Genomic DNA, 23,979 nt, shown 5'->3' on the forward strand with positions numbered 1-23,979 from the left:
GCCGCATCGCGTCCCCCATGCGGAATTTTCAATGAATATCCAGACAAATCCTGCCCATATCGAAAAGTCCAGCGCCGGCTTCCCGGTCATCACCGAAGAGCCGATACGCTCCAATTTCCTGCCCGAAGAGCGGCTGCGCGCGCTGGGCGAAAGCCTTGCCAAGGGCGACATCAAGGACCTGTTCGGCCTGACGCCGTTCGATTTCCAGGCCCGCATCCGCGACAGCGCCAAGAAAATCCTCGAAGTCTACCGCTCGACCAATGCCGCCCAGGCCAAGGGCGAAACCATCACGCCTGCCGCCCAATGGCTGCTCGACAACAATTATCTCGTCGAGGAGACCATTTTTCAGGTGAAGCGCGACCTGCCGCGCCGTTTCTACCGGCAGTTGCCGACCCTGAAAGTGGCCGATCGCGCCGCGGTGCCGCGCGCGCTGGCCCTGGCCTGGAGCTATGTCGCCCATTCCGACAGTTCGGTTTCGGCGACCATGTTCAAATCCATCGTCGAGGGTTTTCAGTCGGTCGAGCCGCTCAAGATCGGCGAGCTCTGGGCGCTGCCGTCGCTGCTGCGCTTCGTTTTGATCGAGAATCTGCGCCGCATCGCCGTGCGCGTCGACCGCACCAGGCAGATGCGCCATATCGCCAACGAGGTCGCCGACCGCGTGCTGGCGACCGACGACAATGCAGACCGCCGGAAGATCCTGTCGGGCTACGGCGCGCATGCGCAGGACACCACCTTCGCCACCCAGTTGCTCTACCGCCTGCGCGACGGCTCGCAGAATGCCGGCAGGGCGCTGGAATGGCTGGAGGTCGAGCTCGAGAAAACCGGCTCCGACGCCGAGGAAATCATCATTTCCGAGCATCGCACGCTGTCCAGCGGCAATGTCACCACCGGCAATATCATCCGCGGCCTGCGCCTCATCAACGACGTCGACTGGACGGTGTGGTTCGAGGGCGTCAGCCGCATCGACACGCTGTTGCGCGAGCGCACCGATTTCGCCGCGCTCGATTTCTTTTCGCGCGACCAGTACCGCACGTCGATCGAGCAACTGGCGCGGCGCTCCGACCTGTCCGAATTCCGTGTCGCCGAAAAGGCCATCGAGCTGGCCAGCCATGTTCCCGGGGTCACCGATGCCTCCGGCGTGCCGGATGCATCAGCCGATCCGGCCATGCATACCGATGTCGGCTTCTTCCTGGTCGGCCCGCGCCGGCCGGATCTGGAAAAGGCGATCGGCTATCGGCCGCCCTTCCATGTGACCTTCAAGCGCGCCTTCACCGCCACGGGCTGGCTCGGCATCGTTGTGCCGGTCTTCCTGCTGACGGTGCTACTGCTGGTTGTCTCCGGCAATGCGCTTGCCCATCTCGGCCTGTCGGTGGAATCCATCACGCTGATGCTGGCGCTGTTTGCGGTGCCTGCCAGCGAAGGCGCGCTCGCCTTCTTCAACACCGTTGTTTCACTGTTCCTGAAGCCGACGCGGCTCGTCGGCTATGACTACAAGCACGGCATTCCGGCGGCATCACGCACCTTGGTCGTGGTGCCGTCGCTGATCGGCTCGCGCGATGATGTCGAGGAAAACATCCGCAACATCGAGGTGCATCACCTCGCCAACACGGCCGAAGAAATCCATTTCGCGCTGCTGTCCGACTGGCCGGATTCCAAGACCGAGATCGACGCCGCCGACATCGAGATCCTGCAATATGCGCGCGACGAGATCGCCAGGCTCAATGCCCGTTATCCCTCGGAAGGCGCGCCGCGTTTCTATATCCTGCATCGCCGCCGGCTCTACAACCAGGCGCAGGGCGCCTGGATGGGCTGGGAGCGCAAGCGCGGCAAGCTGCATGAGCTGAACCTTCTCTTGCGCGGCGACAGCGACACCACCTTCCTGCCGCTCGACGTGCCGCTGCCGGAAAAGGTCGTATATGTCATGACGCTCGACGCCGACACGCGCACCACGCGCGACGCCGTGTCGTCACTGGTCGGCAAGCTCGCCCATCCGCTCAACCGCCCGCATTTTGACGCGACAAAGCGCGTCGTTACCGCCGGCTACACCATTCTGCAGCCGCGCATCACAGCCTCGCTCACCAGCGGCGACGACGCTTCTTTCTTCCAGCGCGTCTTCTCGTCCAACAGCGGTCTCGATCCTTACGTCTTTGCCGTCTCGGATCTCTACCAGGACGTCTTCAGCGACGGCTCCTTCACCGGCAAGGGCCTTTATCACGTCGACGCTTTCGAGGCGGCGCTGCAGGGCCGCATCGAGGAAAACACCGTCCTCAGCCACGATCTGCTCGAAGGTGCGCTGGCGCGCGCAGCACTTGTCACCGACGTCGAACTGGTCGAGGACTATCCTACCCGCTACTCGGTCGACGCCTCGCGCCACCACCGCTGGGCGCGCGGCGACTGGCAGCTGCTGCGCTTCATCTTCTCGCCGCGTTCCGGCGTGCCGGCGCTGTCGCGCTGGAAGATGGTCGACAATCTGCGCCGCTCGCTGACCCCGATCTTCTGGGTGATGGCGGCGATCGCCGGCTGGACGCTGCTGCCCTTCACGCAGGCCGCGCAGTGGCAGGCGCTGCTGATCCTGTCGCTGTTCATGGCGCCGACCTTCGATGTCGTCAACGCCATCCTGCCCAAGAGCGGCGACCAGACGCCGCGCGGCCATTTCTCCGCACTGGCGCACGACACCGTCTTCGGCACGGCCCTTGTGGCGCTGAAAGTGCTGTTGATGGCGCACAATGCCTGGATGATGGGCGACGCCATCGTGCGCACGCTCTACCGCCTGTTCGTCAGCCGCCAGAACCTGCTGGAATGGCGCACCGCGTCGCAGGCGCACAAGGGCGGCGACAACGATATCGGCTCCTATTACAGCATGATGTATGGCGCCGTGATCATCGGCGTCGTCGGTCTCGCTATCCCCGTGCTGGCCGATTCCACCGGTGCCTTCGTCGCCTTCTTCTTCGCTCTGTTCTGGATCGGTTCGCCGGCGGTTGCCTGCTGGATCAGCCGCTCGGCCGAGACCGAGGACCGCCTGCGCATATCGCAAGCCGACATCCACGCGCTGCGCACCGTGGCGCGCCGCACCTGGCATTATTTCGAAACCTTCGTCACGGCCGAGCACCACAATCTGCCGCCCGACAATTTCCAGGAAAGCCCGGCGCCGGTTGTGGCGCCGCGGACGTCGCCGACCAATATCGGCGTCTACCTGCTGTCGGTGGTGTCGGCACGCGATTTCGGCTGGATTGCGCTCTCCGACGCCATCACCCGGATCGACGCCACCATGACGACCATCGAGAGCATGCCGCGCAACCGTGGCCACCTCTTCAACTGGTACGACACCACGACGCTCAAACCGCTCTATCCGCTCTACATCTCCGCCGTCGACAGCGGCAATCTCGCCGGACATCTGGTCGCGGTGGCGGCTGCCTGCGCCGAATGGGCGGAAGCCCCGTCCGTTCACCTGCAGGGCGATTTCGAAGGCGTCCTCGACACGGTGAGCATCCTCGACGAGAGCCTCGAGGAATTGCCTGACGACCGCCGGCAACTGCGGCCGTTGCGCCAGCGTCTGGCCGATCGCCTCGATGGCATGCGGCGCGCCGTCATGACCATCAAGGCGCAGCCGGAGATGGCCTCGATCCGCACCATCAACCTGGCCGTGCTTGCCGGCGAGATCCGCAAGCTCGCCACCGCCATCCACACCGAGGCCGGATCGCAGCGCAGCGACATTATCGCCGACTGGGCGGCACGGCTGGAAGCGACCTGCGAGGCGCATGTGCATGACTCGCACAGCGACGAAAACGCCGTCGAAGCCTTGCGCGCCAAGCTGCTGGCGCTGCGCGAACGCTGCCGCCGCTATGCCTTCGAGATGGATTTCTCTTTCCTGATGCGTCAGGAGCGCAAACTGCTGTCGATCGGCTACCGGGTCGAGGAGCATCAGCTCGATGAGAGCTGCTACGATCTGCTCGCCTCCGAGGCGCGGCTGACCAGCCTGTTCGCCATCGCCAAGGGTGACCTGCCGACGGAGCATTGGTTCCGGCTTGGAAGGCCGATCGTCGAGATCGGCTTCCAGGGTGCGCTGATGTCCTGGTCGGGCTCGATGTTCGAGTATCTGATGCCGCCACTGGTGATGAAGGAACCGCAGGGCTCGATCCTCAACCAGACCAGCAAGCTGATCATCAAGCGTCAGATCCAGTACGCGCGTTCGAAGAACGTGCCCTGGGGCATTTCGGAAGCGGCCTACAATGCCCGCGACCGCGAACTGACCTACCAGTATACCAATTTCGGCGTGCCCGGACTTGGGCTCAAGCGTGGCCTTGGCCAGAACACGGTGATCGCGCCTTACGCCACGATCCTCGCGGCGCAGTTCACACCGCGCGAATCCGTCCAGAATCTGGCCAGGCTGCGCTCCATCGGCGCTCTCGGCCGGCATGGCTTTTACGACGCCGTCGACTTCACGCCGCAGCGCGTGCCGGAAGGCACCGACCATGCCGTTGTCCTGAACTACATGGCGCATCACTCCGGCATGTCGATCGCCGCCGTTGCCGACGCCATCTTCGAGGGCCGGCTGCGCGACCGCTTCCATAGCGATCCGGTGATCGAGTCTGCCGAACTCCTGCTGCAGGAGAGGGCGCCGCGCGACATCCCGACCGCCACGGTCAGGACCGAAGCCGACGAGCGTTCGAAGGACGAGACCGAGGTCGAGAGCCCGGATTCGCGCATCGTCCTCGACCCGCTGAGGGCGTTGCGCGCCACCAGCGTCATGTCCAATGGCCGCTACTCCGTCATGGTCTCGGCCACCGGTTCCGGTTACAGCCGCTGGGGCGAACTCGCCGTCACCCGTTGGCAGCCCGACCCGACCGAAGACCGGCTCGGCTCCTACATCTTCCTGCGCGACGCCGGCAGCGGCGACTGGTGGTCGGCCACCGCGGAGCCGAAGCAGGCGACCGGCGAGAGAGTGCAGACGCTGTTTTCCGACGACAAGGCGAGCTTCGTCAAAACAGTGGGCTCGCTGCGTTCGGAGGTCGAATGCATCGTCATCTCGGAAGGCAATGGCGAGGGACGGCGCGTCACGCTCTACAATGACGGCGCCACTGACCGGCATATCGAGGTGACCTCCTTTGCCGAGCTGGTGCTGGGCAACGAAGCCTCCGACAATGCCCATCCTGCGTTCTCGAAAATGTTTATCGAGACCGAGATCGCTGCCAATAACGGCGCCATCTTTGCCACCAGGCGCAAGCGCGAGAAGAACGAGCCTGACGTTACCATGGTGCATTTCGTCACCGATCCGTCCGGGTCGGCGCGCGATGCCGAGGCCGAAACCGACCGCCGTGCCTTCATCGGCCGTGGCCGTACCATCGCGGAAGCGGCGGCCTTCGATCCCGGCGCCAAGCTTGGCGGTCACCACGGCTTCACCCTCGATCCGGTAGCGGCCCTGCGCCGCCAGGTGCGGGTGCCGGCCAACAAGAAGATATCGCTGACCTTCTGGACCGCCGTCGGCGCCAACCGCGCCGAACTGGACGAGGCCATCGCCAGGCTCGACCATCCCGAAAGTTTTGCTCGCCAGGCGATGCTTGCCTGGACGCGTTCGCAGGTGCAGACCCGCCATCTTGGTCTCAGCCTGACCGACGCCGCCAACGTGCAGAAGCTGGCGCGCTTCCTGATCTATCCCGATCCGTTCCTGCGCCTTCCCGGCGAATCCATCGCTTCGGGGCTGGGCAAGCAGTCCAGCCTGTGGCCGACCAGCATTTCGGGCGATTTCCCGATCTTCCTGGTCCGCATCGGCGACGTGGCCGACCTCGAAATTGTCGCCCAGGCGCTGCGCTTCCAGGAGTATATGCGCGCCCGCGGCATGATGATCGACTTCGTGGTCGTCAACGAGCAGGCATCGTCCTATGTCCAGGACCTGCAGCGCGCGGTCGAGACGCTGTGCGAAAACAGCCGCCTGCGCGGCAAGGAACTCGGGCCGCGCCAGCACATCTTCGCCGTGCGCCGCGACCTGATGGACGAGGCGACGTACAAGACGCTGCTGGCGGTTGCCCGCGTGGTTCTGCACACGCGCAACGGCACCATCTTCGACCAGATCGAACGCGCCGAGGCGGCAGCCTTGCAAGCACGCGATGCCCTGCAGCCGGTGGCCCCCGCGTCGCTGCGCGAGCCGTCTCTGCCGGTGCCGGCGGCGCCTGCATACCATGCCGCGTCCGACAGCAGCGCCGACGGCAGCGGCCTCAGCCAATGGAACGGCTTTGGCGGTTTCGAGGGCGACGGCCGCCACTATGTCACCCGCCTTGCCGGGCGGCGCTCGACGCCGCAGCCCTGGATCAACGTCGTCTCGAACGCCTCGTTCGGATTCCATGTCTCGGCCGAAGGCGCTGCCTTCACCTGGAGCCGCAACAGCCGCGATTACCAGCTGACGCCATGGTCGAACGATCCGGTCACCAACCGGCCGGGCGAGGGCATCTACATCTACGATCAGGCCAGCGGCAAGGCATTCTCGCCGCTTGCTGCCGTGGTCCGCGATCCCTCGATGACCTATGAGACATGGCACGGCCAGGGCTTCTCGACCTTCCGGTCCAAACGCGGCCCGCTGTCGATGGATCTGACGCACGTCGTCGATCCCGTCGATCCCGTGAAGATCACGCGCCTGCGCATCCAGAACTCGGGCTCGGCGCCGGCGCGGCTGCGCGTCTATGCCTATGCCGAATGGGTTCTCGGCAGCCATCGCTCGAGCACGGCTGCGACCATCATCCCGTCCAGGGATCCAGCGACCGGCGCGCTTCTGGCGCAAAACCCCTACGGTCTCGATTTCGGCGACCGGGTGGCCTTCCTGGCCGCCACCGGTCCGGTGCATTCGGTGACAGCCGATCGTGGCGAGTTCATCGGTAGGCACGGCACCAGCGCATTCCCGCACGCGGTCGTCAGCGGCGCCGGCCTGTCGGGCCGCGTCGAGGCCGGCGACGATCCGTGCGCAGCTGTCGCCAGCGAAATCGATATCCCTGCCGGCGGCGACGTCACGCTGGTCTGGCTGCTTGGCGACGCCGCCACATCAGCCGAGGCGAGCGCGTTGGTGCAGACTCATTCGGGCAAGGATTTCGACCAGCGGCTGGCCGACAATGAACGCGTCTGGCGCGGCTTCCTCGACACCATCCAGGTCGAGACGCCTGACAAGGCGCTCGACGCCATGGTCAATCACTGGCTGCCCTATCAGAGCCTGGCCTGCCGCATCCGCGCCCGCTCGGCCTTTTATCAGGCAAGCGGCGCCTTCGGCTTCCGCGACCAGCTGCAGGACACGCTGGCCCTGCTTGCGCATGATCCGAAACTGGCGCGCGACCAGATCCTCAATGCGGCGCGCCGGCAGTTCCCCGAAGGCGATGTCCAGCATTGGTGGTTGCCGCGCACCGACGCCGGCGTGCGCACCATGATCTCCGACGATGTGGTCTGGCTGGCGCATGCCACCAATCGCTACATCGAGGTGACCGGCGATACAGGGATCCTGAAGGAGCAGCTGCCTTTCATCGACGGGCAGGTGCTGGGCGAGGGCGAGCACGACGCCTTCTTCACGCCGGAAATCTCCAAGACGAACGCTTCGCTCTACGACCATTGCGCGCGTGCGCTCGACCTTGCGATCAAGCGCAGCAGCCCGGCCGGGCTGCCGCTGATCCTCGGCGGCGACTGGAACGACGGCATGAACCGCGTCGGCGAAGCCGGCAAGGGGGAGAGTGTCTGGCTCGGCTGGTTCCTTTTGAAGACGCTGGGCGACTTTACCACCGTGGCCAAGGGGCAGGGCGACACCAAGCGGGCGCAGGCCTGGACAAAACACGCTGATGTGCTGAAGCGGGCGCTGGAAAGCACCGCCTGGGACGGCCAGTGGTATCGCCGCGGCAGCTACGATGACGGCACGCCGCTTGGCTCGCACAATTCGGACGAGTGCAAGATCGACTCCATCGCGCAGTCGTGGAGCGTGCTCTCCGGCGAGGGCGACCCCGCGCGCTCGACCACGGCGATGCAGCAGGCGACGAACCTGCTGGTCGACGACAAGCTCAAGATCGTCAAACTGTTTACCCCGGCCTTCCAGAACACGAGAAAGGACCCTGGTTACATCAAGAGTTATCCGCCGGGCGTGCGCGAGAACGGCGGCCAGTACACCCATGCGGCGACCTGGTTCGTGATCGCGCTCGCCGAAATGGGCCGCACCGACGATGCCTATCGCTGCTTCTCGATGCTGAACCCGGTCAACCATGCGCTCGACGATGCATCGGCCGAGCATTATCGCGTCGAGCCGTACGTCGTCGCCGCCGACATCTATTCCGGTGAGGACAAGGGCGGTCGCGGCGGCTGGACCTGGTATACGGGCTCAGCGGGATGGCTCTACCGTGCTGCGGTCGAAGGAATTCTGGGCATTGAGCGGCGGGGCAAGCAGATCACGTTCCGGCCGAAACTGCCCAGCCATTGGGACGGCTATTCTGCCACGCTGAAGATGCTGGGGTCGGAGATCAAGGTTCGCGTCATCCGCGACAAAAAGGCCAAATCCATCTCGCTCGAAGTCAATGGAACCAAGACAAAGTCTTCCGGTTTTCAGCCGAAAGCCGGCGACAAGACCGAGGTGGTCGTCAAGATACCCGCGTAAAATCAAAGGCTTCAGGTTATTGACGCGCGCCTTTCGAGGCGCGCGTTTTCTACTTCGGCATGCTCCTGACGCAGAACGGCGTGCCTTCCCGATAACGGCGGTCCAAGCGTGCAGTGACTAAAAATGTGGCAGCGCCAGCTGCTGCCATGATTTTGCCGCAAGACTGACATTTCACCTTTTATCTCAAACCGTTAGGTGATCACGGCAGATTTCGCAACGTCGTCATCTTTTGTTCGCAGAATGGGAACGGAAGAGGTAGACGGGCATTGTTTTGCGACCCGTTAACCGGTACGTGTCAAGAAATGGTGCGGTGCACAATAATGTTTTGGGCGGAGTAGCTGAAGTGTCACTTCTGCAAATCTACTGGAGAGCGCTGGGTTATCTCGCAGCCGACAGGAAGCGCGTTGCGTTTATCTGCGGTGCGAATGTCGCGCTCGCCATTATCGCCATCCTCGAGCCGATCATGTTCGGCCGGGTAATCGACGCCATCTCCGATAAGGGTTCGGTGTTTTCGACGCTGGCGCTGTGGGCCGGTCTCGGCGCCTTTAACATCGTCGCCTTCGTGCTGGTGGCGCGCGGCGCCGACCGTTTTGCCCACAAGCGGCGCAGCGAGGTGCTGTGCCAGTCGTTCGAGCGCGTGATCACCATGCCGCTCGCCTGGCACCACCAGCGCGGCACCTCCAACGCGCTGCACACGCTGCTGCGCGCCGTCGAGACGCTGTTCAGCCTGTGGCTTGAATTCATGCGCCAGCATCTGTCGACGGCGGTTGCGCTGGCTCTGCTGATTCCGACCGCGATAAGCATGGATCTTCGCATGTCGCTGGTGCTAATGGCGCTGGGCGTTCTCTATGTCGGCATCGGCCGGCTTGTGATGAAGCGCACCAAGGCGGGCCAGGCCGCGGTCGAGCGCCACTACCATCAGGTCTTCGCGCATGTGACCGACTCGGTCAGCAATGTCGCCGTGCTGCAGAGCTACAACCGTCTCGGTCACGAGGCCGATACGCTGCGCCGCTATGTCAAGAACCTGCTCGACGCGCAGAACCCGGTGCTCGACTGGTGGGCGATGGCCAATGCGTTGCACCGCCTGTCGTCGACCATTTCGATGATGGTTGTGCTTTTGATCGGCGCCTATCTGGTCACCCATGGCCAGCTCAAGATCGGCGACGTCATCGCCTTCACCGGCTTTGCCACGCTGCTGATTGCCCGCCTCGACCAGATGTCGGCTTTCGCCAACCAGATTTCGGAAGCCCGCGCCAAGCTCGAGGACTTCTATCACCTCGAGGATTCGGCCGCCGACTCCGCCGAGCCGGACGGCTTGCGCGACCTCACCAACGTCACCGGCCACGTCCGCTTCGAGAATGTCGGCTTCGAGTTTGCCAATTCGAGGCAGGGCGTCGACGACGTCTCCTTCGAGGTCCAGGCCGGGCAGACGGTTGCCATCGTCGGCCCGACCGGCGCCGGCAAGACGACGCTGATCAACCTCTTGCAGCGCGTCTTCTCGCCGTCTCATGGCCGTATCCTGATCGACGGCATCGACACCCGCACGGTGACCCGCAAGTCGCTGCGTCATTCGATCGCCACCGTCTTCCAGGATGCCGGCCTGCTCAACCGCTCGATCGAGGACAACATCCGCGTCGGTCGTGCCGAGGCGACTTATGACGAGGTTCACGCCGCCGCCAATGCGGCTGCCGCGCAGGATTTTATCCTTGCCAAGAGCGCCGGCTATGACACCGTCGTTGGCGAGCGCGGCGGCCAGCTTTCGGGCGGCGAGCGTCAGCGCATCGCCATTGCCCGCGCCGTGCTCAAGGACGCACCGATTCTGGTGCTCGACGAGGCGACCAGCGCGCTCGATGTCGAGACCGAGGACCGCGTCAAGGAAGCCATCGACGAACTGAGGCGCAACCGCACCACCTTCATCATCGCCCACCGCCTGACCACCGTCCGCGACGCCGACCTGGTCGTGTTCATGGACAAGGGCAAGGTGGTCGAGATGGGCGGCTTCGCCGAACTGTCGCTGCGCAATGGCCGTTTCGCCAGCCTGCTGCGCGCCGGCGGCCTGCTCAACGACGAGGAAGTCCGCCGTCTCAGCCGCACGGTGAATATCGAAGCGGCGTAGCTTTTTTACCTCCCCCTTGTGGGGAGGTCGGACCCGTAGGGTCCGGGTGGGGGTAGTGCCCCACCACCCCCACCCCGCTGCTTCGCAGCGACCCTCCCCACGAGGGGGAGGGTAAATAAGACTGCGACACTCCCTCGATTGCCCCGAACGCGCCGCCGGTCTATCTAGACCTTATGAGCGATACCTCCTCACGCCTCGCCGGCTGGACCGACCTCGCCAACCCCACGCGCTTTGTCGGGCTGGCCGATAGGCTGGTGCCGTGGCTGGCGTCGATCGCCGCGATCCTGCTCGCCATCGGTCTCTATATGAGCTTTGCCGCGCCTGAGGATTTCCAGCAGGGCATCACGGTGCGCATCATGTATATCCACGTGCCTTTCGCCTGGCTCGCCATGATGTGCTACACGGTGATGGCCGTCGCCGCGCTCGGCACGCTGGTCTGGCGCCATCCCTTGGCCGATGTCGCGCTGAAGTCGGCAGCCCCGATCGGCGCCACCTTCACCGCGCTTGCGCTGGTCACCGGCTCGATCTGGGGCAAGCCGATGTGGGGCACCTGGTGGGTGTGGGATGCCCGCCTGACCTCAGTCTTCATCCTCTTCCTGATGTATCTCGGCATCATCGCGCTGACGCGCGCGCTGGATGACGCCAGCCGTGCCGCCTGGGCCGCCGCCATCATCACGCTGGTCGGCTTCATCAACATCCCGATCATCAAATTCTCGGTCGACTGGTGGAACACGCTGCACCAGCCGGCCTCGGTGTTCCGGCTCGGCGGACCGACGATCGATCCCAGCCTGCTATGGCCGCTGCTGGTGATGGCGCTCGGCTTCACCGTGCTGTTCTTCGCGCTGCACCTGACGGTGATGCGCACCGAGATCCGCCGCCGGCGGGTGATCTCCATGCGCAGGGTGGCGGCAAGGCAGGCCGACTAGCGCGATTTCAAACGGAAGGGACAGCCATGCGCCTGCCGCCAGAAACATTAGCATGTGCTGCTATGTTGCGGTGCGGCAACAAGAATTCTCAAAAGATCGTTCCCGACCTCGCTTTGCTCCTTGATCTCGTTTGCGTTCTTGACAGCTCGGCCGCCAAGCAAGAGTGATATTAGTCACTAGTTGTTGCGAGGGGATTCGACGATGAAACTGTGCCTGCTGGCTGGCGTTTCGACATTTGCATTGGCGCTTGGCTGGAGTTCGGCCTACGCCGCAGACGCGCTTGTCGACGTGCCGAGGGCGGAGGATCTCTGGTACGTCACGCTCTTCGGCGGCGCCAGCTTTGCCAACAATGTGAAGACGGACTACGATAGTGGTCGGTATTCCGTGGATCTTGACAGTGGGTTCGTGATCGGCGGCGCTGTCGGTCGGCGGATCAACGACACGTTCCGCGTGGAAGGCGAACTGTCCTACGCGCGCTACAAGGCAAGCGAGTACAGCTTCAGCTTCCCTCCTGCCGACCAAGGTTCCGGCCCAGCTTCCGGCAATCTGTCGGCCACCTATCTTCTCGCCAACGTCTGGGCCGATGTTGCGCATTTTGGTGATGCCAAACTCTATGTCGGCGGCGGTCTCGGCGCGGCCTATGTTACCGCCGATACTCATTTTGATGGCCACGCCTATGGATACGGGCCTGGCGGCTGGGGTTTCGCCGGCCAGGTGGGCGCCGGTGTTACCTACGCGGTAACGCAGAATGTCGACCTCGATTTCGGTTACCGCTTCAAGGCCGTGACAAGCGTGGATCTAGACGACAATGATGGCGGCGGCACATACGAGAACGCCAAATTGTACTCCCACAATCTCCAGCTTGGCGTTACCCTGAAGTTCTGATTGGTTCGTCGCAGGTCGCGACCGGGATCTGACGGATGCCGCTCTTGCCACGCCGGCAACCCCTGGGTCTGCCGGCAATGATCTCAGCCTCGCTGCCGACCGCCGGTGAGCCGGCGGAAAAGACATTGCAGCGCGGCATCGACCTGCAACGGCGCAAGCGTTTTCGCGAGGCCGAGTTCTGCTACCAGACGGTGCTTCGCACGCAGCCCAAAAATGCCATGGCGCTGAACCTGATGGGCACGCTCGCCATCGAGGCCGAGCATCATGACGCCGCCATTGCCTATATGGAAAGGGCGGTCAAGCTCGAACCGGACAACGCCATCTTCCGCAACAATCTCGGCAATGCCTACAATGTCACCGGCAACGTCGACAAGGCGCGCAGACATCTGAGAAAGGCGATCGAGCTCGACGGAGGGCTCATCGAAGCGCTGTGCAATCTCGGCCGCTCCTATCGTAGCCAGCTCGAGGGCGACATTGCCGAAGGGTTCTATCGCCAGGCGCTGGCTATCGACGGCCAGTCGGTGATGGCACTTGCCGGTATGGGCGATTTGCTCACCGACATTGGCCGTCCGGCCGAGGCGGTCGAATGCTTCAGCAAGGCCCTTGCCATCGACCCGGGCCATGTCGAGGCGCTGGCTGGAATGGCGCTTGCGCGCCGGGCGGTCAAGGACGATCCGACGTTGCCTTTGGTGCTGAAACGCCTGGAATTGCCGACAACCACCGATCGCGAGCGGGTAGTGCTGCACCACGCCGCCGGCAAGATGCTCAACGATCAGCGCGAGTATGGCCCGGCCATCCGCCATTTCGCGAGGGCCAAGGCGATTTCCGGCAATGATTTCGACATCGACCGGCACACCCAGCTTTACGACAGCTTCATCGACACTTTCGACGCTGGCTTCTTCAAGACGCGAGCCAGTTTGGGAAATCCATCCAGGCGCCCGGTCTTCATCGTCGGCATGCCCCGGTCGGGAACGACGCTGACCGAGCAGATATGCGCCAGCCATCGCGATATCTATGGCGCCGGCGAGTTGTCGACCATTCGTTCACTTGCCGGCGAACTTGGGTTCGACAAGCTCGACCCAGCCATTTTCACCAAGGGCATGGCGGCGCTCACTGCGGCCAAGGCCAAGGAGCTTGGATCGAAGTATCTCGACGATCTCAGCAGACGCAACAGCAAGGCGCGGCTTGTCGTCGACAAGATGCCGCATAATTTCGAGCTGCTGGCCTTCATCAGCCTGATCTTGCCGAACGCCCGCATCATCCATTGCCGGCGTGACCCGATGGACAATTGCGCGTCCTGTTTCATGCATAATTTTTCCGAGGCGCACGGCTATAATGCCGATCTTACCAAGCTTGGGCAGTATTACCGGCAGTATGACCGCCTGATGCGCCATTGGACCAAGGTCATCCCGCTGAATATCCACGACATGCCCTACGAAGAAACGGTCGCCGATTTCGAAAATCGCGCCCGTGGATTGATCGGATTCCTCGGCATCGAGTGGGACGATGCCTGCCTGCGTTTCAACGAGACCGAGCGCACCGTGCGGACGCCGAGCCGCTGGCAGGTGCGCCAGCCGATCTATTCATCCTCGGTCGAGCGCTGGAAGCTGTATGGCGACGCGCTGGATCCGCTGAAGGCGGCGCTGGGTCCGGTTTATCCGTCCTGATTTCAGTTGGCCCGAACAACCTCGCGCTCGACGCGCGCTGGCGTAGATTAGACCTGAGTTGCATCGTGCTTTGGGGCCAAATGAAAGCCGAATGCTTTCATGACCGCCAGTGTGGTTTCCAGCGTAGGATTACCGTTTTCGCTGAGCGAGGTATAAAGATGCTCGCGAGCCAAGCCGGTCTTTCTGGCAATGTTGCTCATCCCCTTGGCGCGGGCAACGACACCGAGGGCGGACGCGACGAATTTGGCGTCTCCGGTTTCCATTGCCTCTGCCAGAAACGCCTCGATTGCCGTATCGGAATCGAGCATTTCGGCGGGATCGAAATCATAGATTTTTTCAACCATTGTCGTCACTCCATTCTACGGCCAGGCGCTTTGCTGTCCGTATGTCGGTTTCTTGTGAACTTTTATCCCCGCCGCACAGGAGCAGGATGACCGTTTCACCGCGCTTATGAAATAAACGCGATAGCCGGGCCCATAGTGAATGCGCAATTCACTGATGCCTTCACCCACTGGGGCCACGTCGCCGGGATTTCCTACAATCAAACATTGCAGCCGAACGGCAATTGCCGCCTTGGCTCTTCCGTCTTTCAGCTTTTGGTGCCACCTCCGAAAGGTGGCTGTCTGCTTCAGGATTGCCATGGTGGCTAGTAAGTTATAAATTACAATTCGTCAATGTCGAAATAGGGCGAGCCTCCAAAACGAAAAGCCTCACTCCATCCGCCCACGCGCTTCCACCTTCAGCGTTTCCAGCACCTTGTCACCGTCGATCAGATGCACCTGGTCGAACAGGTTGGTCACGACGCAGCAATGATCAGGCACCACGCGCACGCGCTCGCCAATGCGAAGCTTCGCACCATTTCCAAGCGTGACCGTGCCATGTTCCTCGCTCAAGCTGGTGACGCGGGCGCCGGGCATGCCGAGCAGCTCGCCAAAATCGGGGAGCCCCAGCGTGTCGCTGGACAGCGCCTTGCTGCCGCTGTCGAGGATGGCGCGGGCCGGCGTCGGATGGCTGACCACGGTGGCGAGCACCGTCAGCGCACAATCGTCGAGCGTGCCGACGCCTTTGGCGACCTGGTAGCGGTCGAGATAGATGTAGGTGCCGGGGCGGTATTCGGTAACGACGCTGTCCTCGCCGGAGCGCCACATATCAGGCGTGCCGCCGCTTGAAATGCGATCACAGGCGAGACCCGAGGCCGCGAGCGTTTGCTTGGCGCCGGCCAGCCAGGATTCAGCCTCGGCGGCGCGGCCGGCCGCGGGGTAGGTCATCAGCCCGCCGAAGGTGAGCCCCTTGGCTTGGTCGATCAACTTCGCCAGTGCCAGCGCCTCGGCGGCGCTCTGCACGCCGCAACGGCCCATGCCGGTGTCGCATTCGACCAGGACGGGCAGGGGGTGCCCGGTATCGGTGAAGGTGGCGGCGAGCCCCTCCAGCGTTTCGAGGCTGTCGGCCGTCACTGACAGTGTCACGCGGCCATGCAGCGCCTTGAGGCGCTCCAGCTTGGCGCGGCCAAGGATGTTGTAGGGCAGGAAAATATCGGTCAGCCCGGCATCGGCCATCACTTCGGCCTCGCCGATCTTCTGGCAGGTGATGCCGACCGCGCCGGCCGCCATCTGCTTCTTCGCCCAATAAGGCAGTTTGTGCGTCTTGATGTGCGGCCTGAGTTTCAGCCCGTGGCGGTCGGCATGCGCCTGCGCTCGTGCGATGTTGGCTTCGGCGCGGGCCGCGTCGATGAGGATCGCCGGCGTGTCGAGGTCGTCTATGCCTTGCATGAATGTCACCCTGGGAAATCTGGCTGGACTTATGGCCCCGATCCGCATGGATGTCATGGGGCCAGCATGCAGTTTGCGTCGACACCGCAGCGCTGTTCGGCTATGCGCTTCAGATAACTCCAGGGAACGCGACGCGAAGGGATCACGATCATGAAACGCTCCACCGTCAACGACATCATCCGCGATGCAGACGCCTTCATCCGCTCGTTCGGCTACATCATGCCGCCCTTCGCCTACTGGAGCCCGGAAGAGATGAAGGCGCGCAAGGCCGACTCCGCCGCCATTTTCACCTCGCGGCTCGGTTGGGACATCACCGATTACGGCCAGGAAAAATTCGACGAACTCGGCCTGTTCCTGTTCACCGTTCGCAACGGCGTCTACGCCGACATGAAGAAGGGCATGGGCATGCTCTATGCCGAGAAGATCATGATCTCGCGCAAGGATCAGCTGTCGCCGATGCACCGCCACAACATCAAGGCCGAGGACATCATCAACCGCGGCGGCGGGAAGCTGGTGCTCGAACTGTTCATGCACGATCGCGACGGCGGCATCGATCCGAAGGCCGAAGTGTCGGTGCCGGTCGACGGCACCATCCACAGGCTGCCGGCAGGCGGGCTGCTGAAGCTCGACCCGGGCCAGAGCGTGACGCTGATGCCCGGCGTCTGGCACGCCTTCTGGGCCGAGGGCAAGGATGTGCTGATCGGCGAGGTCTCGACCGTCAATGACGACCTTACCGACAACGTCTTCCGCGAGCCGATCGGCCGCTTCTCCAACATCGACGAGGACGTCGCCCCGTTGCACCTGCTGGTGTCCGACTACGAGAAGTGGGTGGGGTAGGCGAGAGGCACTCCATATCCATCGGCTGGTGCTGCCCCTCATCTGCCTGCCGGCATCTTCTCCCCGTATAGTGACGGGGAGAAGGGGCTGACCGCAAACCTCGGCGTCCATTCTGCCGAGCTGGCAAAATCCTCGGCAACAGCCTCTTTCTCCCCGTCACTACGGGGCGAAATGCCCGGCAGGGCAATGAGGGGCGGCGCCGACGGTTGGACTCACCCATCGCAGCAGTGGGCCCCTCTTTCTACCGCTGGTACTTATCAGCCTTGCGCGTCCCCAGCAAAAGCTTGCGCTCAAGCTGTGCCCGCAGCTCGCCATAATAGGCGGTGAGGAAGGCCCTGGAATCGACCGGCTCGATTGTCATGCCGATCTTGCGCCCGATCGTTTCGGCCACGGCTTTCAGCGCGAAATAGTCGTCGCGGCGCAGCACCTCTTCCAGCTTGTGCAGTTCGGCGATGCCATAGGCATCGAGCTGCGCCTGGGTGAAGCGGAAGGCGCGGGTGGTGGTATCCTGGCGTTGCGACAGGTCTTCGACCAGCGCCAGCTTGGGCGCCTCCACCACCCAGGTTCCGGCCAGCAGGTCGCCGATGCGCATGCGGTCGCGGTTGAACAGCGGGAAGAGCGCAAACAGCAGCGTCCACACCAGCCCGAAGATCGTCGACAGCGTGTCGGCGAGCCCCATCTGGCTGCGGCCTAGGATGATCGACAGCGGCAGGAAGATCTCGATCTCGCGCATCAGGTTGCGGGCGATGACCTGATCCACCGACAGGCCGGCGCCGCTGCGCGAAGCCACCCGGATGCCGAGCATCCGTTTGCCGGGCGTGGCGGCGCGGCGGCCGGCCTCGAAGACGATGAAATAGGCGTTGCGCAGGAAGAAGATCAGGATGATCCAGACGATGAACAGCGGCTGCGCGCCTTCGCCTTTGAGGCCGGCCAGCCCGAACAGTGCAACGATCGAGATCACGATCGCCGTGACGATGATGATGACAAAGTCGAGCAAGAAGGCGGCGGCGCGAGTGCCGGCATCGGCGAGCTTGATCCGGAGATCGACCCCTTCCGGCGTGATCAGCGGCCGTATCGTCGAGACGGCAGCACGCCTAGCGGTCGCCATGCCGCACCACCCTGAACACATAGAAATAACAGAGCCACAGCGTCAGCATGCCGCCGCCAATGGCGTAGCGTGTCACGTCGCTGGTGATCACCTGCCTGCCGATGCCTTCGAGCAGGCCGGCAAACAAAAGCATGATCGTCACCCCGACCATGGTGGTTGCGGCCACGCGCCCGGCATCGGCTGCCGCCGTCATCCGCGTCAGTTCGCCGGGGAAGGCGATGCGCGTGCCGATGCGCATGCCGGCGGCGCCCGCCAAGGCGATCGCGAACATCTCGGTGGTGCCGTGGATGGACAGCCAGCCGCCCAGCTCCAGCCCGAGCCCCTTGGCGATGTAGATCTGGAACATCGCGCCAAGCAGGCAGCCATTCATCAGGATCAGGAGCACGCTCGGCACCGCGAAAGCAAAGCCGAGCGCGAAGGCAAGGATCGCCACCTGGACATTGTGCGTGAACAGATAGGCGGCGAAGCCCGACAGGAAATTGCTGTCGGCGCCGTCATAAAGCACCTGTCGCAGGACTTCGACTGAGGCATCCGGGTTGCGCCCGCCGGCCAGGCTCGGCGGAATGATGGCGTCGAACCAGCCCTTGTCTTTGGCCACCAGCCAGTAGCCGGCGCCGGCGCCGACAAAGGTCAGGACGACCGACAGCAAGGTCTCGCGCCACAAATCGCGAATGGCATGCGGCCAGTCATGCAGAAAGAAATCGCCGATGCGCTGCCGCAAGCCGCGACGCGCGCCATAGAGGTAGAAATAGCCGCGCAGGCACAGCGCTTCGAGATAGCTGACCAGCGCATTGTCGAGCGACGTCGCCCGCGCCACCGAAAGCGAGGACAGCGCCGAGCGGTAGAGCAGCGGCAGCGACAAAAGCTCGTCTTCCGACAGCGTGCGCGGCGCACGTTTCTCGACCCGGGCAAGCAGCGCCTCGAACGCCTTCCAGTCGGCCTCGCGCTCCGAACGGAAGCTCGCCAGCGACTGGCGCACCGCATCCTTGCCGACCAGCGCGTTCACAACAGATCCTCCCGCTTTAGCTCGAGATAGCGCTCGACCAGCGCCGGTCCGAGCCTCTGATGGTCGGCTTCGATGACATGCGCGCCGAGCAGCCTGAGCCTGCCGATGACGACCTGCCTTTCGCGCAGCAGCCCGCCGGCAACGACCGAGCGCGCCACATCCTCCGGTGCGTCCGGCGGCATGTCGGCCAGTGTCTCCAGTTCGACATCCTTCATCATCATGAACAGCACCAGATGCCGTTCGGTGAGCCGACCGACGGTGCGCAGCATCAGTTCGGCGCTGATCGGATCGACGAAGTCGGTGAAGATGATCACCAGCGAACGCCGGTCGAGCTTTGCTGCAAGGGTCGTCAGCGCCAGGGTGAAATTGGTCTCTTCGGTGGAATAGTCGATCTCCGCCGCCCGCTTCTGGATCATGGCGAAGCTGGCGGAGCCGCGCACGGCGCCGCTGGAGACGCGCGGCCGCGCATCGAAGCCGAACAGGGAGACCATGTCGCCGCCCTTCAGCGCAATGAACGCCGACAGCAAGGCGGCGGTGACCGCGCGGTCGACCTTCGGCACGCCGTCGACGGGCTCGCACATCAGCCGGCCGCTATCGATGGCTAGCACGATGTTGTTGTTCTCCTCGATACGGAATTCGCGCGCCAGAAGCCTGCCGTGGCGGGCGCTGCGCTTCCAGTCGATCATGCGCCGGCCCATGCCGGGCTGGTAGTCCTTGAGCGCCTCGAATTCGCGGCCCTGGCCGGCGCGGCGCTGCGCATGTCCGTCGGGCAGCGCCTGGCGCTGCAGAAGCGTGATCGCCTCGTCGCGGGCGCTGCTGACGTTGGGCAGCACCGCCACCTTGCCGTCCATCGGCAGAACCACCTGGTTCCAGACCAGCCCGAACGGCCCGCGCCAGCGCACCCACAGGCGATCGAACCTGGCAATGCCGCGCCGCAGCGCCTGAAATCTGAGATCGAGCGATGCGCTGCCGGCCTCGGCGGTCGATGCGCCGCCGGTGCCGCCCAGCGGTTGCAGCCGCTCGTCATGGCCAAGACGCGCCTGCACGGCGCGCGGCCGTCCGCCGAGCCTGGCGGTGACATTGACGGTGAGCTGGCCGCCGACGCTGACCTGCGGCGGGGCGTGGATGCTGGCGTTCAGAGAAGCCCGTCCGCGCCCGGCGGCCGCGTCCACGGCCAGGAAAGCAAGCAGCGCGCAGATCCACAAAAGGCCGAGATACCACAGCGACGGCAGCGCGAGCGCGATCAGGAAGGCCGGTATTGCACCGGCCGCACCTGCCCAGACTGCCCGGCCGCTCGGATAAATCAACGTGGCGCTTCCGTCTGGTCTACAAGGTCGGTCACGATCTGTTCGACCAGGCGGCCGTCGATCTGCGCCGCCGGCGACAGGATAACGCGATGGCGCAGCGCCGGCACGGCAAGCGCCTTGACGTCGTCGGGGATGACATAGGCGCGCCCGTCGAGCGCTGCCCGGGCGCGTGCGGCTCTCGCCAGCATGGCGCCCGCACGCGGGCTGGCGCCGACTTCCAGATCGGGGCTGGCGCGCGTGGCCCGCACCAGCCTTGCGATATAGTCCACGACGTCGTCGACAAGCGTGACCCCGCCGACGGTCGCCAACGCCTTTTCCAGCGTCTTGCGGTTGGCCTGGGCGGTGATGCCGTATTGCTTGATATCGTGCGAGGCGGTGCCGCCGCCATGGTGGATGATGATCGCCTTTTCCTCTTGCGCGCCGGGGTAGCTCACCCGGTGCTTGAACAGGAAACGGTCGAGCTGGGCTTCGGGCAGAGGATAGACGCCCTGATGTTCGATAGGGTTCTGCGTCGCCACCACCATGAAGTTCGGGCCGAGCGCATGAGTGGTGCCGTCGAAGGTGACGGCATGCTCCTGCATCGCCTCCAAAAGGGCAGCCTGGGTCTTGGGCGGCGTGCGGTTGATCTCGTCGGCGAGCAAAAGGTCGCAGAAGATCGGGCCGCGCGTCAGCGTGAATTGCCCGGTCTGGAAATTGTAGATGTTGGAACCGACGATATCGCCGGGCATCAGGTCGGGTGTGAACTGGATGCGGCCATAGGCGACGCCCAGCGCCTGGGCAAAGCAGCGCGCCGTCATCGTCTTGGCCGTACCCGGCGGTCCTTCGAGCAATATATGCCCGCCGGCGAACAATGCCGTCAGCATCAGATCGACCGTATCGTGTTGCCCGGTGATGGCCTTGGCCACCTCTTCCCTGATCTGTGTCGCCAGGGCCTTCACATCATCGACGTTCACCGAGCCTCCTTGCCGTCCAGTCGTGCAGCTTTTCGGCTGCATCATGCATTTGTGTCAGGGTCTTTGCCGCGTTCGCAGCTTGCAGGCGGGTCGTGAACCCGCCGGCTTCGTCCTTATCGCGGGAATCGAGCCAGCGGTCGAGCGCTTCGCCCTGCAAACCGTGCGGCGCGCCGAGCAGCGCGCCGGCGCGCACCCGCGCCAGGGTTCCATAGCGGTCGCCCAGTTCCTCCAGCCGGCCCGCGCGGCGCAACAGCATCGCCGTGGTGTCGACCAGCGCGCGTTTGCCGAAGGCGATGGCGCGCTGATCGGCCCGTGGCGGCCCGAACCGGCCAAGGCCATGCAGGAAGGCAAGTGCCGCCGCCGCCAGGATGGTCAGCGTCAGCGCCAGGAAGGGCGGCTCGACCAGAAGCTTGGCGAGATCGTATTTTCGCCCGACGCCATGCAGCGTCAGGTCGAACATGACGGCACCCTCTTCGGGCTGCAGGAGCTCGATCAGCTTGAGCGCCGCCGCCGCCTTGTCGGGATCTTTCAAGCCGGCGTTATTGATGAGATCGGGGTCCGTCAGAATGTAGAACCGCTCGTCTTCGACCTCGGTCAGCACGGCCTTACCGTTGCCGGCGGCAATCAGCGGGTGTTCGTCGGCCACCCATTGCAGCTGGTCGGGAACGCTGACCATTTGCCCTGAGACGTCGAGTTGCTTGACCGTGGTCTCACCTTCGCCGAGCTTGGCCTTGGCGATCCGGGCGAGCCAGTCGTTGACCACGACGTCAGGCAGCCGCTGGATCTTCATCTCCCACCCCTCGTGCTCGAACAGCGGCAAGGTCGCCCATTTGGGCAGCACGAACAGCGTATCCAGGCCCTTGCGAAGCTTGACGATGTTGGCAAGCGCATCCGGGTCGCTGTCGGGCGAAATCGTGACGATCAGGAGGTTCGTGTCGATCTGGAGATCGCTGTCGGACCGCGCCATGTCGGGCGCTTCGCCGGTCAGCTCCAGCCATTCCGCCAAGCCGGCATAGCCGATGCCGCTCTTCGAGAGCGGCGTTGCGCCACCGACGCTCGGCTGGCGAAAATCGGGGGCATAGGTGGACAAAAGGAAGAAGCCCGCCGCCGCGAGCAGGCTGGCGAAAATGCCCCAGAACACCGTCCTGCGGCTGAACGGTTCCTGCTGGGCGATGTCGGCTGTCGTGTCACTCACGTCCAGGCATCCCTGAAGACGAATCGCTCATAGGCGCTGCGCGCCTCCTGCCAGCCCTCTGGCCCGACCGGCCGGCGCGCGAACAGAGCGGCCTCGACGATGCGCGCGATCTGGGTAAAGGCGCCACGCGCCCGCGTTGGCAGCGACGCCGCTCCCGCGATATCGCGCGCGGTCAGCGACGGGCGCAGGAAGTCGGGCAGGCGGCCGGCAATGTCGGCAACGCTGCGGCGAAGCAGGAGATGCACCGCCTCGTCATACTCGCCCCGGGCGGCCAGCGCATCGGCTTCCGACAGCAGGACCTGCGCGGCGCCAATGTCGGGGTGCCATGTCGCTTCCGCCTCGGTCACGCTCTTTTTGCGCCACCAGGACAGGCGCCAGGCGACGCCTTTCACTTCAAGGACAATCAGCAGCAGAATGATCGCGGCACCTGTGATCACCGCGCCCCAGAACAGGTAGATCATGTACGGGCCGAGCAATTTCAGGAACTCGCCCAGCGGTCTCAGCCACTCGGGTGTCTCGGGTGGTCTGTAGGCCGGCAGGTCGAACTGGATCGAATCGTCTGACAGCAACTGCTTGTGCAGTTTGGCCAGCCATTCGGCTTGCGCAGCGTCCGGCTGTGCAGCAGTCACCTTTTCGCCCCCATGCAACCTGCGGTTCGCGGGCCGACACTGGCAATGCAGCGCAACATTTGCAAGTGGGCTAGACGCCAGTCGCTAATCTTGGCAAATTTACTACTGCGGTCGCCGGACAATATTCGGCGGTGAAACAGGGGGCGCATCATGACTTCGGCAACATTTGCACGGCCTGAGAAATTTCAGATCGGGAGGGTGTTCAACAACACCTTCTCCGTCATCGGCCGCAACATCGGCCTGAGCGTCGGCTTGGCCTTTCTGCTTGCGGGACTGCCGACGATCATCATGCAGCTCTGGATCGATTCGCGCATGCAGGCGATCCTGCAGGTCGATCCGGGCGTGGCGGCTGATCCCCTTTTCGCCTTTCGCAATTCCTGGGTCTCGATCGTCGCCGTTTTCATAAGTTCCATTTGCGCCCTGTTGCTGCAGTCGGCGCTGGTGCGTGCCGCCATCGAGGATCTGAACGGCAAGCGCCCATCCTTCGGCGACAGTATTCAGACCGCTATTCGCTTTTTGCTGCCGACCCTCGGGATCGGCATACTGGTTGGCCTGGGGTCGGGACTGGCCTTCCTCGCCTTGGCAGTGCCTGGCATCATCCTGTGGCTCGGCTGGTCTGTCTCAGTACCAGTTCTGATCCAGGAGCGGCTCGGCGTGTTCGGCTCCATGTCGCGCAGCCGCGCCCTGACCAAGGGCAGCCGCTGGTCGCTGTTCGGCCTGTTCTTGCTCCTCTTCGTCATCGCCATGGTCATCCAGTCGATGGTTGGCGTGGTTGTCTACCTGTTTCACGGCATTGCCGCGACCATCGTGGCGGGGCTGGTGCAGAGCGTGATGTCGATGGTGCTGTCGGTCGCCGCCGCCGTCAGCTATGTCGAGCTGCGCCAGGTCAGGGAAGGCACCAGCATCGACGAACTGGCCGAGATTTTCTCGTAAGCCGACGGGTTTGCACCGCCTTGACCCGGTCAGGTCA

15 protein-coding genes and 1 pseudogene are annotated in these 23,979 nt (G+C 63.9%); 7 read left to right on the forward strand and 9 right to left on the reverse strand.

What is annotated here, in order from left to right; genetic code table 11:
- Positions 1–31 precede the first annotated feature (31 nt).
- From ACYG9Z_RS25105 to ACYG9Z_RS25125, 5 genes are all read left to right on the forward strand, one after another.
- Positions 32–8,611, forward strand: coding sequence for a GH36-type glycosyl hydrolase domain-containing protein (locus ACYG9Z_RS25105; protein ID WP_023752040.1), 8,580 nt, complete (start codon positions 32–34; stop codon positions 8,609–8,611).
- A gap of 343 nt (positions 8,612–8,954) precedes the next feature.
- Complete coding sequence (locus ACYG9Z_RS25110; protein ID WP_023672897.1) at positions 8,955–10,727, forward strand: glucan ABC transporter ATP-binding protein/ permease; 1,773 nt, start codon at positions 8,955–8,957, stop codon at positions 10,725–10,727.
- 173 nt (positions 10,728–10,900) lie between these two features.
- Positions 10,901–11,653 carry a heme ABC transporter permease gene (locus tag ACYG9Z_RS25115; protein WP_023672896.1) on the forward strand — a complete coding sequence of 251 codons (753 nt, stop codon included), beginning with the start codon at positions 10,901–10,903 and terminating at the stop codon, positions 11,651–11,653.
- 201 nt (positions 11,654–11,854) lie between these two features.
- Positions 11,855–12,538, forward strand: coding sequence for an outer membrane protein (locus tag ACYG9Z_RS25120; protein ID WP_023672895.1), 684 nt, complete (start codon positions 11,855–11,857; stop codon positions 12,536–12,538).
- 77 nt (positions 12,539–12,615) lie between these two features.
- Positions 12,616–14,205, forward strand: coding sequence for a tetratricopeptide repeat-containing sulfotransferase family protein (locus ACYG9Z_RS25125; protein WP_023705781.1), 1,590 nt, complete (start codon positions 12,616–12,618; stop codon positions 14,203–14,205).
- A gap of 47 nt (positions 14,206–14,252) precedes the next feature.
- Here ACYG9Z_RS25125 and ACYG9Z_RS25130 read toward each other — a convergent pair whose 3' ends face one another.
- From ACYG9Z_RS25130 to ACYG9Z_RS25140, 3 genes and pseudogenes are all read right to left on the reverse strand, one after another.
- Positions 14,253–14,549: an addiction module antidote protein gene (locus ACYG9Z_RS25130; RefSeq protein WP_023672893.1), complete on the reverse strand. Its 297-nt coding sequence runs from the start codon at positions 14,547–14,549 to the stop codon at positions 14,253–14,255.
- Positions 14,542–14,846: pseudogene (locus tag ACYG9Z_RS25135) on the reverse strand (type II toxin-antitoxin system RelE/ParE family toxin). Before ACYG9Z_RS25135 ends, ACYG9Z_RS25130 begins: the two are co-directional and overlap by 8 nt.
- 69 nt (positions 14,847–14,915) lie before the next feature.
- Positions 14,916–15,974 carry a D-TA family PLP-dependent enzyme gene (locus ACYG9Z_RS25140; protein ID WP_023711607.1) on the reverse strand — a complete coding sequence of 353 codons (1,059 nt, stop codon included), beginning with the start codon at positions 15,972–15,974 and terminating at the stop codon, positions 14,916–14,918.
- 150 nt (positions 15,975–16,124) lie between these two features.
- Here ACYG9Z_RS25140 and ACYG9Z_RS25145 point away from each other — a divergent pair, with 150 nt between their 5' ends.
- Positions 16,125–16,811 carry a D-lyxose/D-mannose family sugar isomerase gene (locus ACYG9Z_RS25145; RefSeq protein WP_023711606.1) on the forward strand — a complete coding sequence of 229 codons (687 nt, stop codon included), beginning with the start codon at positions 16,125–16,127 and terminating at the stop codon, positions 16,809–16,811.
- Between the two features lie 241 nt (positions 16,812–17,052).
- On the opposite strand, the gene ACYG9Z_RS25150 is transcribed toward ACYG9Z_RS25145, so the two are convergent.
- Genes ACYG9Z_RS25150 through ACYG9Z_RS25175 form a run of 6 tightly spaced genes read right to left on the reverse strand, consistent with a single transcriptional unit; the run spans position 17,053 to position 23,009 of the window.
- Positions 17,053–17,919 (reverse strand): RDD family protein, encoded by an 867-nt coding sequence (locus ACYG9Z_RS25150; protein WP_023698034.1) that lies wholly within the window; start codon positions 17,917–17,919, stop codon positions 17,053–17,055.
- Entirely contained in the window at positions 17,906–18,925 is a 1,020-nt protein-coding gene (locus ACYG9Z_RS25155; RefSeq protein WP_023698035.1) for a stage II sporulation protein M, read from the reverse strand. Before ACYG9Z_RS25155 ends, ACYG9Z_RS25150 begins: the two co-directional genes overlap by 14 nt.
- Positions 18,922–20,232, reverse strand: coding sequence for a DUF58 domain-containing protein (locus ACYG9Z_RS25160; RefSeq protein WP_023711604.1), 1,311 nt, complete (start codon positions 20,230–20,232; stop codon positions 18,922–18,924). The genes ACYG9Z_RS25155 and ACYG9Z_RS25160 overlap by 4 nt, the downstream gene beginning before the upstream one ends.
- On the reverse strand, positions 20,229–21,185 hold the full coding sequence (locus ACYG9Z_RS25165; protein WP_023711603.1) for an AAA family ATPase: 957 nt from the start codon (positions 21,183–21,185) through the stop codon (positions 20,229–20,231). The genes ACYG9Z_RS25160 and ACYG9Z_RS25165 overlap by 4 nt, the downstream gene beginning before the upstream one ends.
- A complete protein-coding gene (locus ACYG9Z_RS25170; RefSeq protein ID WP_023747704.1) occupies positions 21,172–22,380 on the reverse strand; it encodes a hypothetical protein in 1,209 nt (402 codons plus the stop codon). Before ACYG9Z_RS25170 ends, ACYG9Z_RS25165 begins: the two co-directional genes overlap by 14 nt.
- Entirely contained in the window at positions 22,377–23,009 is a 633-nt protein-coding gene (locus ACYG9Z_RS25175) for a DUF4129 domain-containing protein (protein WP_023752039.1), read from the reverse strand. The genes ACYG9Z_RS25170 and ACYG9Z_RS25175 overlap by 4 nt, the downstream gene beginning before the upstream one ends.
- A 150-nt stretch (positions 23,010–23,159) precedes the next feature.
- On the opposite strand from ACYG9Z_RS25175, the gene ACYG9Z_RS25180 reads away from it, so the two are divergent.
- Positions 23,160–23,942, forward strand: a complete 783-nt coding sequence (locus ACYG9Z_RS25180; protein WP_023752038.1) for a hypothetical protein — start codon at positions 23,160–23,162, stop codon at positions 23,940–23,942.
- Positions 23,943–23,979: the final 37 nt, after the last annotated feature.

The organism is Mesorhizobium sp. RSR380A, from assembly GCF_054719385.1.